The sequence below is a fragment of the Streptomyces sp. IBSNAI002 genome, from assembly GCF_052244475.1.
Classification (GTDB): Bacteria; Actinomycetota; Actinomycetes; order Streptomycetales; family Streptomycetaceae; genus Streptomyces.
In genome coordinates this window covers 131,094-146,271 of the sequence record NZ_JBQPXG010000006.1, presented here as the reverse complement: position 1 = coordinate 146,271, position 15,178 = coordinate 131,094, and the positions used below count along the sequence as shown (strand labels likewise).

General features: G+C 73.7%; 13 protein-coding genes. 4 read left to right on the top strand and 9 right to left on the bottom strand.

Annotation, left to right across the window (positions count from 1 at the left end; translation table 11 throughout):
* Positions 1 to 48: 48 nt before the first annotated feature.
* From ACTVZO_RS43910 to ACTVZO_RS43870, 9 genes are all read right to left on the bottom strand, one after another.
* On the bottom strand, positions 49 to 951 hold the full coding sequence (locus tag ACTVZO_RS43910) for a hypothetical protein (protein WP_443304192.1): 903 nt from the start codon (positions 949 to 951) through the stop codon (positions 49 to 51).
* A gap of 130 nt (positions 952 to 1,081) precedes the next feature.
* Entirely contained in the window at positions 1,082 to 2,218 is a 1,137-nt protein-coding gene (locus ACTVZO_RS43905) for an esterase/lipase family protein (RefSeq protein WP_443304191.1), read from the bottom strand.
* 24 nt (positions 2,219 to 2,242) lie between these two features.
* Positions 2,243 to 3,196, bottom strand: a complete 954-nt coding sequence (locus ACTVZO_RS43900; protein WP_443304190.1) for a peptidoglycan-binding domain-containing protein — start codon at positions 3,194 to 3,196, stop codon at positions 2,243 to 2,245.
* Between the two features lie 201 nt (positions 3,197 to 3,397).
* Positions 3,398 to 4,369, bottom strand: a complete 972-nt coding sequence (locus ACTVZO_RS43895) for an esterase/lipase family protein (RefSeq protein ID WP_443304188.1) — start codon at positions 4,367 to 4,369, stop codon at positions 3,398 to 3,400.
* Between the two features lie 164 nt (positions 4,370 to 4,533).
* Complete coding sequence (locus tag ACTVZO_RS43890; RefSeq protein WP_443304187.1) at positions 4,534 to 5,553, bottom strand: ABC transporter substrate-binding protein; 1,020 nt, start codon at positions 5,551 to 5,553, stop codon at positions 4,534 to 4,536.
* A gap of 93 nt (positions 5,554 to 5,646) precedes the next feature.
* Entirely contained in the window at positions 5,647 to 6,579 is a 933-nt protein-coding gene (locus ACTVZO_RS43885) for an ABC transporter permease (RefSeq protein WP_443304186.1), read from the bottom strand.
* Positions 6,576 to 7,424, bottom strand: coding sequence for an ABC transporter ATP-binding protein (locus ACTVZO_RS43880; protein ID WP_443304184.1), 849 nt, complete (start codon positions 7,422 to 7,424; stop codon positions 6,576 to 6,578). Before ACTVZO_RS43880 ends, ACTVZO_RS43885 begins: the two co-directional genes overlap by 4 nt.
* An 88-nt stretch (positions 7,425 to 7,512) precedes the next feature.
* On the bottom strand, positions 7,513 to 8,814 hold the full coding sequence (locus ACTVZO_RS43875) for an acyltransferase family protein (protein ID WP_443304183.1): 1,302 nt from the start codon (positions 8,812 to 8,814) through the stop codon (positions 7,513 to 7,515).
* Position 8,815: 1 nt separating this feature from the next.
* Positions 8,816 to 9,670 carry an SGNH/GDSL hydrolase family protein gene (locus tag ACTVZO_RS43870; RefSeq protein WP_443304182.1) on the bottom strand — a complete coding sequence of 285 codons (855 nt, stop codon included), beginning with the start codon at positions 9,668 to 9,670 and terminating at the stop codon, positions 8,816 to 8,818.
* A gap of 174 nt (positions 9,671 to 9,844) precedes the next feature.
* Here ACTVZO_RS43870 and ACTVZO_RS43865 point away from each other — a divergent pair, with 174 nt between their 5' ends.
* The 4 genes from ACTVZO_RS43865 (at position 9,845) to ACTVZO_RS43850 (ending at position 15,170) form a co-directional block, all read left to right on the top strand.
* Positions 9,845 to 10,570 (top strand): response regulator, encoded by a 726-nt coding sequence (locus ACTVZO_RS43865; protein WP_443304181.1) that lies wholly within the window; start codon positions 9,845 to 9,847, stop codon positions 10,568 to 10,570.
* Positions 10,567 to 12,096, top strand: coding sequence for an ATP-binding protein (locus ACTVZO_RS43860; protein ID WP_443304180.1), 1,530 nt, complete (start codon positions 10,567 to 10,569; stop codon positions 12,094 to 12,096). Before ACTVZO_RS43865 ends, ACTVZO_RS43860 begins: the two co-directional genes overlap by 4 nt.
* Positions 12,093 to 12,680 carry a GerMN domain-containing protein gene (locus ACTVZO_RS43855; protein ID WP_443304179.1) on the top strand — a complete coding sequence of 196 codons (588 nt, stop codon included), beginning with the start codon at positions 12,093 to 12,095 and terminating at the stop codon, positions 12,678 to 12,680. The genes ACTVZO_RS43860 and ACTVZO_RS43855 overlap by 4 nt, the downstream gene beginning before the upstream one ends.
* A gap of 177 nt (positions 12,681 to 12,857) precedes the next feature.
* Positions 12,858 to 15,170, top strand: coding sequence for an FdhF/YdeP family oxidoreductase (locus ACTVZO_RS43850; protein WP_443304178.1), 2,313 nt, complete (start codon positions 12,858 to 12,860; stop codon positions 15,168 to 15,170).
* Positions 15,171 to 15,178 lie beyond the last annotated feature (8 nt).

Sequence of the window (15,178 nt, the reverse complement as noted above, 5' to 3'; positions counted from 1 at the left end):
GGGCCCGGAGGCGCGTGGTGCGCCTCCGGAGCCTCGTGCGGTGTGGGCCTACTGGGCGGCGGTGGTGGTGCCGCCCTGGGCGCCGGAGGCGCGGCGCTTGCGCTGGATCGCGAAGGCCGCCCCGGCGAGACCGAGGGCCGCGGCTGCCGCCGCCGCACCGCCGGCCATCGGGACGGGGATGTCCGTGGGCTTCTCGCCGGCGATCACGGCACCGTGGCAGCAGGTGATCTCACCCGCGATGCCACCGAGGGCCGAGGCGCGGAAGGCGTTGAAGTACCCGTTCTCCGACGGCGCGTTGTTCGCCGTCGGCCGGCCCTTCTTGTCCGTGTAGACCACTTCGGCGTACACGCCCTCGATCACGTTCGGGATGCCGACGTTGACCGGGAACCCGACGCCCAGCTCGTTCTTGGTCTCCCACTCGCCGCTGGCGTTCTTCTGCTGGAGCTTGGCGTTGAGGATGTTGTGCTTGGCCTGCATGTTCTTGCCGGGCTCGGCCTTGAGGCTGTAGTCCAGGCCGCTCGCGGTGAACCGGACGTTCGCCAGACCCGCGGGGACCGTGAGGTCGAGCTGGCCGACGGTGCCCTGGTAGGAGGCCGTCCCCTTGGCGTCGTCGTGGGCGAGCTTGAAGTACGGGGACTTGACGTCGATGACCCCGGCGATGCCGATGTCGATGTCGGGCTTGTACTCGTCCGTCTCCCGCTCGCCGGGGATCACCGGCGAGTGCGCGGCGCCGTACGTGATGCCGATCGGGGCGATGGGCGCCTTGACCGCGACCAGCCAGCCGTCGGCCTGCGGCAGGTTGCCGCGGTCCTTGAAGTAGCCCCAGCCCTGGGAGTAGTCGAACTTGGGTATGTCGAGGGCCTGGGCGGGGCCGGCCGTGATGAGGCCGACCATTCCGATGGCCCCCGTCAGCGCGACCGCGCTCACGGTCAGGCCCTTTCGCTTGGACATGGTTCTCCAGATCTGAGGTGATGGATGGTGTGGTGCTGCGGGCCTGCACGGCATGGCCGGGCCGGCCCGGTTTCCCCGTTGAGAAGTGGTCTGTGGTGGGAGCCCGCGTGCTCGGGCGGGAGCCGGCCGGTCAGTCGGCGCGCCGGCGGCGGATCCCCAGGAAGACGAGGGCCCCTGCGAACAGCAGCGCGGAGGCCACCCCCGTGATCATCAGGGGGCCGCCGAGGGGTGCGTCGATGCTTTCTCCCGGCTGCTCCACGGGACCGCCGCCCGCGCCTTCGGAGGGCGAGGCGGAGGCCGAGGGCGATACCGGCACCGAGGGCGACGGCGACGGCGATGCCGGCGGTGCCGGAGAAGAGGTGCCGGTCGGACCGGGAGCCGGGGCGCCCCCCGGACGGAAATCCGGCGAGAGCGGCCCGGCCGACCGCACCGCCTCCCTCACATAGGCGATGGTGTCCGCATCGTTGAGAAGGTTGTCGTGCGTCGCGGGAGTGGCGCCGGACAGGGTCACGTTGGTGAGCTGCGAAGCGGGCCCCTGCAGGTGCGCGCTGGTGTACGGAATGACCGTGTCGTCGGCCGGCGTGGCGATCATGGTGTAGGAGACGCCGGACTGGACGTCGCTCCCGCTGTTCAGCTTCTTCAGGAAGTCGGAGTCGGGGAGCATCTGCCGTACGGCCGGGTAGACGAGCGCGCCGACCTGGGCGGCGAACGTCTCGGTACCGCGGTTCGGGGTGCCGAGACCGACCAGCGCACCGGTGGAGGCGCTGCCACCGAGGTCCTTGAGGTAGTAGCGGGAGACGAGACCGCCCTGGCTGTGGCTGACCAGCTTGACCTTCGAGGCACCGCTGGCCGCCTTCACCCCGTCGACGAAGGTCTTCAGCTGGGCGGCGGACTTGGTGATGTCGTCCACGCCCGGGGTGTCCTGGAAGCCCACCCCGTACTGGAGGGCGTACACGCAGTGCCCGTCCTTCTTGAGCGGAGCGGCCATCCGGCCCCACCGGTCCACGGCGTTCTGGTCCGCGTGGCCGGTCAGTCCGAAGGTGCCGTGCACCAGGACGACCGGCTCGCCGCCCGCGGTGGCCCGGCAGGACCAGTCGTTGATGTCGGAGGTGACGTTGGGCAGTTGCAGTGCCTTGGCCTTCGCGACCGCGGGACTCTCGGCGGCCGAGGCGCCGGAAGCGGCGATGCCCTGGACGGCGAGGATCACCGTCGCGGCTGCGGCTGCGCCGCGGAACCGCCGTGCGCGGCGGTACGGGCTGGGGGACATGGTGGAGACCCGTGCTTTCTCTGCTCAGCCGGCGGCGCGGGCGGGCAGGGGCTGGAGTGCGGTGTCCGGCGCGGCGGTCGGGGCCGACGGCGGCGCGGCGACGGGGGACGGGGACGCGGCCGGTGTGATGACGGGCGGCGGCGGAGCCGGCAGCGGTGTGACCGAGACCGGCGGTACGGCGACCGGGCGGTCCGGCACTCCCGGTACGGGCTTGCCCTCCACCTTCGCCTTGAGCGCCTTGTGCGTCTGCGGGCCGTAGACGCCCGGCGGGTCGGCGGTCAGCCCCTCGCGTTCCTGGAAGGTCCGCACGGCCTCCTTCGTGTCCGAGCAGAACTCGTCGGACGGATCGCCGGGGAACAGGTCCAGCGCGCGCAGGTTGACGTGCAGGTCCCGGACCCGGGGATCGACGGCCCCCTCCGAGAGCGAGACGTGGTCCTCCGGCTGTTGCGGCGGTGCGGGCGACTGCGCCGGAGGCGCGGGCGGAAGCGGCTGCGACGGCTTGGAGCCGGGAGCCCCGGTCTCCGGCGTGGGGGCGGCCGCGGGCGGCGCCGGTACGGACGGCGGGGCCTGGGGCGGTGCCACGACCTGGGCCAGGGGCTCCGCGCCGCCGGCCGATTCACGGGGCTGCTGCTCACCGGCGGGGCCCTGCGGGCCGGACCGGTCGGAGGACTGCCCGGCGGCGCCCTTCCCGGCGCCCCGACCGGACGGACCGCCTATGTGCTCGGGGGAGGTGTCGGCATCGGCCGCGGTGATCGTGCCCAGGTCGGCGAGCGCGAGCTGGGTGCGGTCCGAACGCCGGCCGCCGGGGCCGGCATCCGGCATCAGCGCGTAGGCGACGGCTCCCGTCGCGGTGAGGAGGAGCGCGAGGGCCGCGGTACAGCGGCGGCGGGGCTTCTGGTCGGGGTCCTTGCGGTGTTCCCCGGAGCGGGCGGGCACGACGGTGACGTGCTGGAACGAAGCGGCCCGGAATTCAGGCATGGGTGACCTCTGGCAGCGGGTTCTCGGAATTTCAGGACAGTGTTCGTACTTAAGGAGCCTGTGAGGACGGCTTGATGACGCTGCGTCCGGCAGATCACCGGAACTGCCGTCCAAAGACCTCGACACGACATCGGACGGCCATGCCCGTCGGACCCTTTCGGCGGCGGCTCGTCACCCTTCGGGGGCGGAGCGGCTCCGCGCTCAGGATCCGGAGGGGCGGAAGTCCGGGTGGGCGGGGCCGGGCGAGCGCAGCGCTTCCTTGACCCACTCGACGGCGAGCGGGTTGGCGCAGAAGGCGGTGTGCGGCTCCTCCGGATTGGTGTGGTCCGGTACGTCCGCGTTGGTGAGCCGGGCGGCCGGGCCCGAGAGGTGGGCGCTCGTGTACGGCGAGACGACCTCGTCCTCCGGCGCCGCGAGCATCGTGTAGTTGACCCCGGGAACCAGGTCGCCGCCCTGGTTGAGCTTCTGCAGGAACGACGAGTCCGGCAGCATCTGGTTGACCGCCGTGTAGAGGAACGAGCCCAGCCAGGCGAGCCAGGTGTCCGTCCCCCGGTTCGGCGCGCCCAGCCCGATGAAGTCGTCGACCGAGGCGGCGCCCTTCTCGTCCTTCAGGTAGGACCGTGCGACCAGCCCGCCCTGGCTGTAGCCGACCAGATCCACCTTGGCAGCGCCCGTCGCGGCCTTGACCCCGGTGACGAACGTGGACAACTGCCGGGCCGAGCCGCGGATGTCCGTGACGCCCATGGTTCCCAGCCAGTCGGTCCCGTACTCGAGGGCGAAGAGGCAGTAGCCCTCTTCCTTCAGGGCCTTGCCCATGACGCTCCACCGGTCCGCCGCCTGCGTCGGCTTCTTGAACCCGAACGTCCCGTGGACGAGAACCACCGGCTGCTGCCCGCCGCCGGGCGTGCACGACCAGTCGTTGATCCCGTTGATGAGACCCTTGAGTTCGAGCTTCCGGGCCGCTGCGACAGCACGTTCCTGGGCGGCGGTGCGGGAGCCCGCGGCGGCGGCGGAGCTCCCGGAGCCCCCGGAGCCCGCAGGGGCCGCGGCGGCAGCCGGAGCGGCGGCCGCGCCGGCCAGCACGCCGGCCGCCGCCACGAGGGTGACCGAGCGCGTGGCGGCCCCGCGCAGCCTGGTACGGAAGAGGATGGAGTTTCCCCGGTCATGGCGCATACGCATCCTCCGTGCGTCGACCCGCGTGCCGCCCGGCAGCCGCCGGGTGGCCTTACGCGTCAGACTCTAGGAAGCGTGAGGTCAAGCCGACGCGCGGAGAACGACCAGTTCCGGTGACGCATTCGGACAACCCGTTTGTCCCTCCGGCACGCCGCCGACGACTTTCAGCCCTGCTCGCCGGCGCCGGACGCGGCCGCGATCAGGCGGTCGGCGGGCAGGGGATCGCCCTCCATCAGTCCCGCGCCGTGATAGGTGCGCTGCTGCGCGGCGAGCTGGTCGCGGTCCGGAGCCAGGGCCGGGTCCCACCCGTACGCGGGGGTCGCGCGCAGCACGTCCACCTTCTGGCCGGTGGCCTTGGCCAGGATGTCCAGGTGTTCCTCGCTGCCGGCGCCCGCGCCCTGCAGATCGGCGGCGGCCTTGCGCAGGGCGGTGAGGAAGGCGCGCGCGGCCGGCTTGCCGTCGAAGGCGCCGCCGAACACCAGGCCGCTGGCCGTCGTACCGCGCGGGGGAACGGCGAGCTGTCGCGCCGTGCCGTCCTGCTCCATGGCGGTGCTGAAGGGCGCCGGCACCATCGCGGCGTCGGCACCACCGCTCGCGAGGGCCGTCTTCATGTCGGGGAAGGCGACGTTGACGACCGTGACGTCCTTCACCGACAGGCCCGCCTGGTGCAGGGTCGCGTCGAGCTGGTACCCGCCGGCCGCGCCCGCGCCGCCGGCCACGGCGACCTTGCGGCCGCGCAGGTCCTCGGGCCGGGTCACCTCGCCCGACTCGGCCAGTGCTCCGCGTACTTCGAGCGTGGTGGGCGAGGGGGTGGCGCCGGTGGACACCCCCATGGAGGCGGCGACCTTGACGTCCAGGCCCTTGGCCATGCCGTTGAACAGCCCGGCCGAGAACCCGGCCGCGACGGCGTCCACCTTCCCCGAGGCGGCGAGCGGGACCGCGTCCTGGCCGGTCTTGACCTGGCTCAGCTCGACCTCGATCCCCTCCTCCTTGAAGTACCCCTTGGCATCGGCGACGTACAGCGGGGCGAAGAGGGTGGACGGCACGTGGGCGACCTTGACGCGGACCGGGCCGGAGCCTGGGCCGGCCGCCCCCCGCGTGTTCTGGCAGGAGGCCGTCGTCGCGACGACGGACACCGCCGCCACGGCGGCGAGCAGGGGCAGGGGCAGGGTGAAGCGGCGCATGCGCGGCACGTTCCTTCGGTTCGGGACGGGGCAGCCACGGGGGCTGCTGAGCACGGGAAATGAGACGTACGGGCAGGAGGTGGGAGCGCGGGGCTATCGGGCCGGCGCGGGCGGCTGCCGGTGCGTGGCCCGCCAGGGCATGGAGAAGCGTTCGGCCAGGGCGATCAGCCCCGTCAGGGCCGTGCCGAGGACGGCGACGCCGACGATGCCCGCGTACATCCGCTCCGGCTGGAAGAGGGTCCAGGAGTTCCAGATCAGGAAGCCCAGCCCCGACTGGGAGGCGACGAACTCCACGGCCACCACCACGACCACGCTCAGCCCGGCGGCGGCCCGCAGACCCGTGGCGATCGAGGGGGCGGCGCCGGGCAGCAGGACGTAGCGCAGCAGCCGCGGCCCCGTCGCCCCGTAGGCACGCGCGGCCTCCAGGGTGCGCGGATCGATCTGGCGCACCCCGGCCAGGGTGTTGATCTGGAGTACGAAGAACACGGTGATGGCGACGCTGAGCACCTTGGGGGTCTCGGTCAGCCCGAAGACCAGCAGCAGCAGCGGGAGCGTGGCGATCTTCGGTACGGAGTACAGCGCGGCGAACAGCGGGCCGAGGGCGGCCCGGACATGGCGCGAAGCCCCCATGGCCAGCCCCGCCAGCAGTCCCGCTCCGGCCCCGGCCGCGAACCCGGGCAGCAGGCGGCCGAGCGTGGCGCGCAGGTGCGTGCCGAGCTCCCCGCTGCCGGCGAGCTCCGCCAGACAGGCGGCGATCCGGGTCGGCGGCGGGAACAGCAGCGCGTCCACCGCGCCGGCGCGGGCGGCGACCTCCCACGCGAGGAGGAGTACGGCGGGCACCGCCACCCCGAGCGCCGCCGCACGGACCGCGTCGCGGCGTCCCCGTGCGGCGGCGGCCTCGGCGGCGGCGTGGGCCGGATCGCGCCGGGGGCCAGGCCCGGCCACCGGGGTGCGGCCCGCGTCTTCCCCGTCGGCGCAGGCAGCGCGTTCGGCGGGCGTGAACAGGGCGCCTCGCAGCGGAATCACCGCGTCCCGCCCCCGGTGGTGTCCCGGGCCGGGCCGGTGTCCGCCCCCGCCGGGCGCAGGCACTCCCAGACCCGGGCCCGCAGGCGCGTGAACTCGGCGGTGTCCTGCACTCCGGGTTCGCGGGGACGGGGGAAGGGGACGTCGAAGGAGTCGATCAGGGTGCCGGGGCGCGGCGACATCACCAGGACCCGGTCGCCGAGCAGCAGCGCCTCGTCGATGGAGTGGGTGACCAGGACGACCGTCTTGCGCTCCGACTGCCACAGCTCCAGCAGGTGTTCCTGCATCAGGCGCCGGGTCAGCGGGTCGAGCGCCCCGAGCGGCTCGTCCATCAGCAGGACCGCGCTGCCCGTGGCGAAGGCCCGGGCGATCGCGAGCCGTTGCCGCATCCCGCCGGAGAGCTGGTCGGGGTAGCGGTCGGCGCATTCGGTGAGTCCGGTGCGTGCGAGCCAGTGGGCGGCGGTCTGTTCGGCGGCCCGTCGGCGCAGCCCGGCCATCCGCAGCCCGAAGGCCGCGTTGGCCCGGACCGTCAGCCAGGGGAGGACTCCGAAGTCCTGGAAGACGAAGGCGGCGGCGGGCGGGCGGGGACGGCCGCCCGCCGCGCCGCCGTCCCCGCGGACCACCCGCCCGGAGGACGGTTCGGCCAGGCCGCCGAGAATCCTCAGCAGCGTGGACTTCCCGCATCCGGAGGGTCCGACGACGCAGACGAACTCGCCCTCGCCGACGGCCAGTGACACGTCCTCCAGTGCCTGCACGACGGATCCGCGCGGGGCCACGAAGAAGTGGCTGACGCGCTCCGCTGCCAGCAGCTGGCGACCGCGTGCGGGGGCCGCCGGAGAGAGGGTCACCGAAGGAAGCTAACAAGCGGACGAGGGGCTGTCCGTCCCCCTTTCGGATCACACTTTGCGACGAAGGATGACAGGGGGCGCCGGCATCTCAGCCGGTCAGCCGGTCGAGGTCGACCACGGAGCCCGGGTCCGGGTGGACCGGGGTGAGCGACCACCACAGCGCGGCGAGGGCGATCACGGTCAGGGCCAGCGCGAGCGCACCGCTGCGGCCGTGTGCCCAGCGGGCGCGGTACCGCACCGGGTCCTCCAGCAGGGTCTTCGACAGCACGGCCGCCGCCAGGGAGACCGCCGTCAGCCAGCAGGTGCGCGCCCAGCCGTCCAGTGCGGGCCCGGCGTGGTCGAGGACGAGGAACAGCGGCCAGTGCCACAGGTAGAGCCCGTACGACAGACCGCCGAGCACCGTCAGCGGACGCAGGCCGAGGACCCGCCCCAGCGGAGCCGTCGGGGCGTGTGCCACCAGCGCGATCAGGGCCGCGGCGGCGGCCGAGTGCAGCAGCAGGCCGCCCTGGAACAGCCACGGCTGACCGGTCCCGGAAGCCGTCGCCCACACCAGGGCGAGCACGGCCGCCGGGACCGGCATCAGCCGCCCGGCCGTGCGCCGGGGCAGCCGGGCGAGGCAGCCCTGCACGGGCGGCGTGGCGGCCAGCGCGCCGAGCAGCAGCGCGAAGGCGCGGGTGTCGGTGCCCTCGTACACGCGGGTCGTGTCGACCGGGTCGGCCAGCAGCGCCATCAGCGCGGCCGACGCCACGGCCCCCAGGAGCGCGGTGACGGCCACCAGCCGCCCCCCGGCCGGCGGGCGGCCCCCGCCCCGGCGGGGGCGGGAGCCCAGCCACATCAGCAGCAGTACGAGCGGAGGCCAGAGCAGGTAGAACTGCTCCTCGACGGCGATGCTCCACAGGTGCGTGAGCGTGCGGGTCGGGACGGCGTGCCAGTAGCCGACCTGTTCGGCGATGAAGTGCCAGTTGGCGAGGTTGGCCAGCACCCACGGGGCGTCCTGGTGCGCGAACCGGGCCATGGCACCGCTCCCGGCGAAACGGGTCAGCAGCAGCGCGCCCGCGACCGCCGCCGCCAGCGCGGGCAGCAGCCGCCGGGCCCGCCGGCCCCAGAACGCGACCAGGTCGATCCCGCCCCGCTCGCCCGCCTCGCGCAGCAGGAGCCCGGTGATGAGGTATCCGGACAGGACGAAGAACAGGTCGACGCCCAGGAACCCGCCGGGGAAGTCGCCCGCGTGGAAGAGCAGGACACCGAGAACGGCCAGTCCGCGCAGCCCGTCCAGAGGGGCCAGGTGCGGACGCCGGCCGGATGCCTGCCCGGGCCCGCCCGGCGGGAGCCGGTGGCGCCGGGTACCCGGTACGGGGCCGGGGGAGACGGGGGATACAGGGGCGGGCATGTCAGGAGCAGTTCAGCTTCGCGTACTCATCGGACTTCGTCCATTCCCCGCCGGTCCAGCCCTTCGCGTCGGCAGGGCTGAAGCCGGTGAGCTTGCCGAGTTCGGTCGTGAACCACTGGGCGAAGCGGGCGGTGCCCTGCTGGCAGGAATGGATCTTGTCGGAGGCGCGGTAGGCACGCTCGTCCTTGAAATCGCTGCCCCACAGGTCGGCGGCGTCGAGGAAGACCGCGTCACCGGGGTGCGCTTCGGCGGCGGCACGGGCGGCCTTGGGGGCCGTGGCGATCTGGTCCTTGCTCTTGGCGTAGAAGTCGCTGTCGACGTCGAAGGGCGGAGCCGTGACGAGGACGAGCCGCGCACCGGCCGCCTTGACGGTGGTGACCAGCTTCTCGTAGGCCTCCTTCTGCTCGCTCTCGGTCCCCCAGTCGTAGGTGGTGATCTGGTACGCGACCAGCTGCGGCCTGACCGCCTCCAGCTGCTTGTCCAGTTCCTTCCAGGTGGACTCGGTCAGGGGCGCGGGGCCGCTCACGCCGCCCCCGCCGTCGGAGGCCATCGAGGTCACCGCGACGCCCGCGGCCTTGAGCGCGGCGGTCAGCGGGGGCGCCTCGCCCTTCGCGACGGAGTCGCCCATCCACAGGACCTGGGACGGCTTGGCCCATCCCGAGCCCGCGGCGGACGGGCCGTCGGTCACGGACGCGGAGTTCGCGCTGTCGGAAGGCCCGGACTGCTGCGTCCCGCAGCCCGTGAGCAGGGTCACGCCGAGCACGGCGGCGCCGACCGCGGCGACCGCGGAGAGTACGGCGCGCGGCGCGCGCCGGGCAGGAGAAGGGGTGGCGGGGGTGGAGGTGTCGTCGTTCATGTCCGGAATGCAAGCAGTCGTTCAGGCCGGAACCCGGGCCCGTCATCGTCCCGTCACAGGCCGCGAAAGGAGCTGTCATCCCGTGGGGTCCGGCAGGGAACACGGGGCCGGCGTGCACCTCCCCGCATGGTTAGATAATCGAACGAACCCCCCTACATCGCCCAGAAGGAACCAATGGCACGCGTTCTGCTCATCGAGGACGACCCCGCGGTCCGCAAGGCGATGATCCTGGCCCTGCGCCGGCGCGGCCACGAGACCGAGGCGGCCGCGAGCGGGGAGCGCGGTCTGGCGGCCCTGAACCTGTACCGCCCCGACCTGGTGCTGCTCGACCTGATGCTGCCCGGCATCAGCGGGCTCGAGGTCTGCCGCCGGATCCGCGAGGTATCGCGCCTGCCGATCGTCATCCTCTCGGCCCGCGGCGAGGAACTCGACATGATCATCGGCCTGGAGGCGGGCGCGGACGACTACCTGGTCAAACCGGCGAGCGCGGAACTCCTCGACGCCCGGATCCGTGCCGTCATGCGCCGGGTCGCCCCCGCCGACCCCTCCGGCCCCGGAGCAGCCGGGCCCGGGCGCAGCGGGACGGCCGGCGCCGAGGGACCCGAGTCGCACGGAGCCCTGACCATCGACCGCAGATCGCTGATGGTCCTCAAGAACGGCACCGAACTCCCCCTCGCTCCCGCGGAGCTGAAGCTCCTGCTGTTCCTCACCGACCACCCGGGCCAGGTCTACACCCGTCAGGACCTGCTGGAACGCGTATGGGAGTACACCTTCCACGGCGACGTGCGCCTGGTCGACGCCTGCGTGATGCGGCTGCGCGGCCGGATCGAGGACGACCCCCGCCGGCCGGTGTACGTCCAGACGGTACGGGGCTTCGGATACCGGTTCGGTCCCCTGTGAGCCGTACGGCCGCCTCCGGCCCCCGCCGGCTCCGGGTCGCCGGAGGGCTCCGCACCCGGCTGGTCGTCGCCTTTCTGCTCGCCACCGCCTTCGGCTCCCTGCTGACCGCCGCGCTCACCTTCCGCCAGGCCCGCGAGGCCACCTTGGACCGGACCCAGAGCACGGCCCTGCGGGACCTGCGCGCCCAGCTCGGCTCCCTGGCTCCCGATCTGCGGATGCCGCCCACCGCCGAGGACCTGCGCACCCTCGTCCTCCAGCTGGACCTGGCGGGCGGCTCGCGGGGCTGGACCACCACCGCCGTGTACGGGGACGCGCCGCCCGTGACGGGCGTGGCCGCCAAGGGCGCGACCGAGGCACCGCCGGTGCCCCGCGCGCTGGCGGCCACCGTGCGGGACGGACGGGATTCGGCGTACCAGCGCTTCGAGCACGCCGGGCACCCCTGGCTCGCGGTCGGCGTCCCGCTCGCCGCCACCCGGAGCGATTCCGGGAACGCCTCCGGGAGCGCCGACGGCTCCGGCCACGACGAACAGCTCACGGACCTGCGGGTGTACGCCGTCTTCCCGCTGACCGAGCAGGCCGCCGACATCGCGGCCCTGGTCACCGCGGCCCAGGTCGGCATCGTGCCCGCCCTCGCCCTGGCGCTCGTACCCGCGCTGCTCGCCTCCCGGCGGGTCCTGCACCCGGTCCGGCGCCTGCGCCACGGCGCGCAGCAGGTCGCGGCCGGACGCCTGGACACCCGTCTCGGCGTCACCGGCCACGACGAACTCGCCCAGCTCACCGCCACCTTCAACACGATGGCCGGCAAGCTCCAGGGCAACGAGGCCGAACTGCGCCGGATGGAGGAGAACGCCCGCCGCTTCGCCGCCGACGTCGCCCACGAGCTGCGCACCCCGCTCGCCGCGATGACCGCCGTCACGGAGGTCCTGGACGAGGACGCCGATTCCGGCACCCTCCCGCCGGACACCGCCGACGCCGTACGGCTGGTCGCGGGGGAGACGCGGAGACTGGCCCGGACCGTGGAGGACCTGATGGAGGTGGCCCGCTTCGACGCCGGCCGGGCCGAGCTCCTGGCCGAGCACACCGACCTGCGCACCGCCCTCGCCACCACCCTGCGGCTGCGCGGCTGGACGGACGACCCGCGGATCGTCACCGAGCTCCCCGAGGCGCTGCCGGTACGGATCGACACCCGCCGCATCGACGTGGTGCTCTCCAACCTGATCGGCAACGCCCTGCACCACGGCCGCCCGCCCGTCACCGTACGGGGCCGCGTCCGGCCCGGGTGCGCGCAGGCCGTCCTCACCGTCGAGGACACCGGCCCGGGCATCGCGCCCGAGGCGCTGCCGCACGTGTTCGACCGCTTCTACAAGGCCGACTCGGCCCGGTCGCGCTCCGAGGGCAGCGGCCTGGGACTGGCCATCGCCGCCGAGAACACCCGGCTGCACGGCGGCACGCTCACCGCCGCCAACGCCCCGGGTTCCGGCGCCCTGTTCACCCTGACGCTGCCGCTCTCCCAGGACCCCGCATGACCCGTACGCGCCCCGGAAGGCCGTCACCCGTGCCGGCCGCCGCGCTCGCGGCGGCCCTGGCGGCGCTCCTCACCGGCTGCGGCATCACCCCCACCGGGCCGGTGCCCTCGGGCGGCCCCGCGACCGGCGTCACCGCGCGGAACGAGGCCGACGCCGTACGGCTGTACTTCGCCAGCCCGCACGGCATCCGGCAGGCCTCCCGCCCCGCCACCGGCACGGCCACCCCGCAGCGGGCCCTCGACCTGCTGCTCGAAGGACCGACCGAGAACGAGAGGGCCCGGGGCCTGGCGAACCACGTGCCCCCGCTGCCCAAGCCCCCGGTCGCGGTGGCCGGCACCGGCACCGTCGACGTGTACCTCCCCGTGGCGGTGGCCACCGGTGAACTCGACACCACCGCACTCAGCCAGATCGTCTGCACCCTGGCCCACACCAAGACCCTCAGCGACGCCCCGCCGGACCGGGTGACCGTCAAGGTCCACGAAACCAGCGTGCGCACGGGGAACGTTTCCGACCAGGGCTGGCCCCTGCGCTGCGGCCCCCAGTCGCTCGCGGTCCCGGCGGGCCAGGCCGCGCCCCCGCCGTGAGCGGGCCCCGGCCGGGCCGATGGACTTTCGGCGTCCCGGCACGGCCGTTCGGCAGGCACACGGCCCTACCTCCGGCCCGTACGGCGGCCCCGCGCACCGCCGTAGCGTGGGAGGGCTGACTTCCCCCGGGCCCGCGAGCCCGCGGCGGTGCAGCGCCGACACCAGAGGAGCAGCACCATGACCGGCCGCGCGCCCGGGCCCGATCCCGTCCAGGACAGCCCACGCATCACCCCGCCCCGGCACCACGCGGTGGGCGTGCACGCGGTGACCAACGCGATGCGGATGGCGCAGCGGCAGATGGGCGTCGTACGCGGGGCCCGCGCCCTGCTGCGGGTCAACCAGCCCGACGGTTTCGACTGCCCGGGCTGCGCGTGGCCCGAAGAGGACAAGATCCACAAGGCGGAGTTCTGCGAGAACGGCGCGAAGGCCGTGGCCGAGGAGGCCACCCGCCGCCGGGTCACGCCCGAGTTCTTCGCCCGGCACGCCGTCGCCGACCTGCTGGGCCGCTCCGGGTACTGGCTGGGGCAGCAGGGCCGCCTCACCCGTCCCATGCTGCTCGAGGAAGGCGCCACCCACTACGCGCCCGTCGGCTGGGAACGGGCCTTCGAGATCATCGGCGAGGAGTTCGCCGCCCTCGGCTCACCCGACGAGGCCGTCTTCTACACCTCCGGACGCACCCCGAACGAGCCGGCCTTCGCGCTCCAGCTCTTCGCCCGCCGTCTGGGCACCAACAACCTGCCCGACTGCGCCAACATGTGCCACGAGTCCACCGGATCGGCCCTGGTCGAGACCCTCGGCGTCGGCAAGGGCAGCGTCTCCCTGGAGGACATCCACCACGCCGACCTGGTGATCGTCGCCGGCCAGAACCCGGGCACCAACCACCCCCGGATGATGGCCGCCCTGGAGCAGACGAAGGACAACGGCGGCAGGATCATCAGCGTCAACCCGCTGCCCGAAGCGGGCCTGGAACGCTTCAAGAACCCGCAGCGCCCGCGGGGCGTCGTCGGCTCTGGCACCAAGCTCGCCGACCTGTTCCTGCAGATCCGGGCCGGCGGCGACCTGGCCCTGTTCCGGGCCCTGAACCTGCTGCTCCTGGAGGCCGAGGACGCGGCCCCCGGCACCGTCTTGGACCGGGCCTTCATCGAGGAGCACACCCTCGGCTTCGAGGCGTGGGAGAAGGACGCCCGCACCACCGCCTGGGACGACGTCCTCACCGCCACCGGACTGCCCCGCGAACGGATCGAGCGGGCCGCGCGGATGGTCCTGGAGTCCAAGAGCGTCATCGTGTGCTGGGCGCTGGGACTCACCCAGCACAAGCACTCCGTCCCCACCCTGCGCGAGGTCGTCGACTTCCTCCTGCTGCGCGGGAACGTCGGCCGCCCCGGCGCCGGCGTCTGCCCCGTACGCGGCCACTCCAACGTCCAGGGCGACCGCACGATGGGCATCTTCGAGCGGATGCCCGAGGCGTTCCACGCGGCGCTCGACGAGGAGTTCCGGTTCACCTCCCCCCGCCGGCACGGCTACGACTCGGTCAACGCGATCAAGGCCATGCGCGACGGCAAGGTGGGGATCTTCGTCGGCATGGGCGGCAACTTCGTGGCCGCCGCCCCCGACACCCCCGTGACCGAGGACGCGGTACGCCGCTGCGCCCTCACCGTGCAGATCTCCACCAAGCTCAACCGCTCGCACCTGGTCACCGGCACGCGCGCCCTGATCCTGCCGACGCTCGGCCGCTCGGACGAGGACCGCACCGCGGCGGGCCCGCAGTTCGTGACCGTCGAGGACTCCATGGGCCTGGTCCACGCCTCGCGCGGACGGCTGAAGGGCGAGCCGGAGCTCCGCTCGGAGACGTCCATCGTCTGCGCCATGGCCCGCGCCGCCCTCGGCCCCGGCGACGACGTGCCCTGGGAGGAGTTCGGCGTCGACCTCGACCGCCTGCGCGAGCGCATCGCACGCGTCGTACCCGGCTTCGAGGACTTCAACGCCCGCGTCCGCGAGCCCGGCGGCTTCGCCCTGCCGCACGCACCGCGCGACACCCGCACGTTCCCCACGCACACCGGCAAGGCCAACTTCACCGTCAACGACATGGTCGTCCCGCACATCCCCGAAGGCCGGCTGCTGCTCCAGACGCTGCGCTCGCACGACCAGTACAACACCACCGTCTACGGCCTCGACGACCGCTACCGCGGGGTCCACGACGGCCGCCGCGTCGTCCTGGTCAGCCCGGCGGACATCGAGGGCCTCGGCCTCGCCGAGGGCGCCTACACCGACCTGGTCTCCGAATGGCCCGACGGCCGCGTGCGCAGGGCCGCCCACTTCAAGGTCGTCGCCTACCCGACCGCGCGCGGCTGCGCCGCGGCCTACATGCCGGAGGCCACGGTGCTGGTCCCGCTCGACCACACGTCGGACATCAGCAACACCCCGGCGTACAAGTCGGTCGTCATCCGCTTCGAGCCGGACTCGGGTCCCGACGCGGTCGTGGTCATCTGAGCGTCCGG

Coding starts and splice junctions, on each gene's coding strand:
- ACTVZO_RS43910 (WP_443304192.1), bottom strand. CDS start 951: ATGTCCAAGCGAAAGGGCCTGACCGTGAGCGCGGTCGCGCTGACGGGG.
- ACTVZO_RS43905 (WP_443304191.1), bottom strand. CDS start 2,218: ATGTCCCCCAGCCCGTACCGCCGCGCACGGCGGTTCCGCGGCGCAGCC.
- ACTVZO_RS43900 (WP_443304190.1), bottom strand. CDS start 3,196: ATGCCTGAATTCCGGGCCGCTTCGTTCCAGCACGTCACCGTCGTGCCC.
- ACTVZO_RS43895 (WP_443304188.1), bottom strand. CDS start 4,369: ATGCGCCATGACCGGGGAAACTCCATCCTCTTCCGTACCAGGCTGCGC.
- ACTVZO_RS43890 (WP_443304187.1), bottom strand. CDS start 5,553: ATGCGCCGCTTCACCCTGCCCCTGCCCCTGCTCGCCGCCGTGGCGGCG.
- ACTVZO_RS43875 (WP_443304183.1), bottom strand. CDS start 8,814: ATGCCCGCCCCTGTATCCCCCGTCTCCCCCGGCCCCGTACCGGGTACC.
- ACTVZO_RS43870 (WP_443304182.1), bottom strand. CDS start 9,670: ATGAACGACGACACCTCCACCCCCGCCACCCCTTCTCCTGCCCGGCGC.
- ACTVZO_RS43865 (WP_443304181.1), top strand. CDS start 9,845: ATGGCACGCGTTCTGCTCATCGAGGACGACCCCGCGGTCCGCAAGGCG.
- ACTVZO_RS43855 (WP_443304179.1), top strand. CDS start 12,093: ATGACCCGTACGCGCCCCGGAAGGCCGTCACCCGTGCCGGCCGCCGCG.
- ACTVZO_RS43850 (WP_443304178.1), top strand. CDS start 12,858: ATGACCGGCCGCGCGCCCGGGCCCGATCCCGTCCAGGACAGCCCACGC.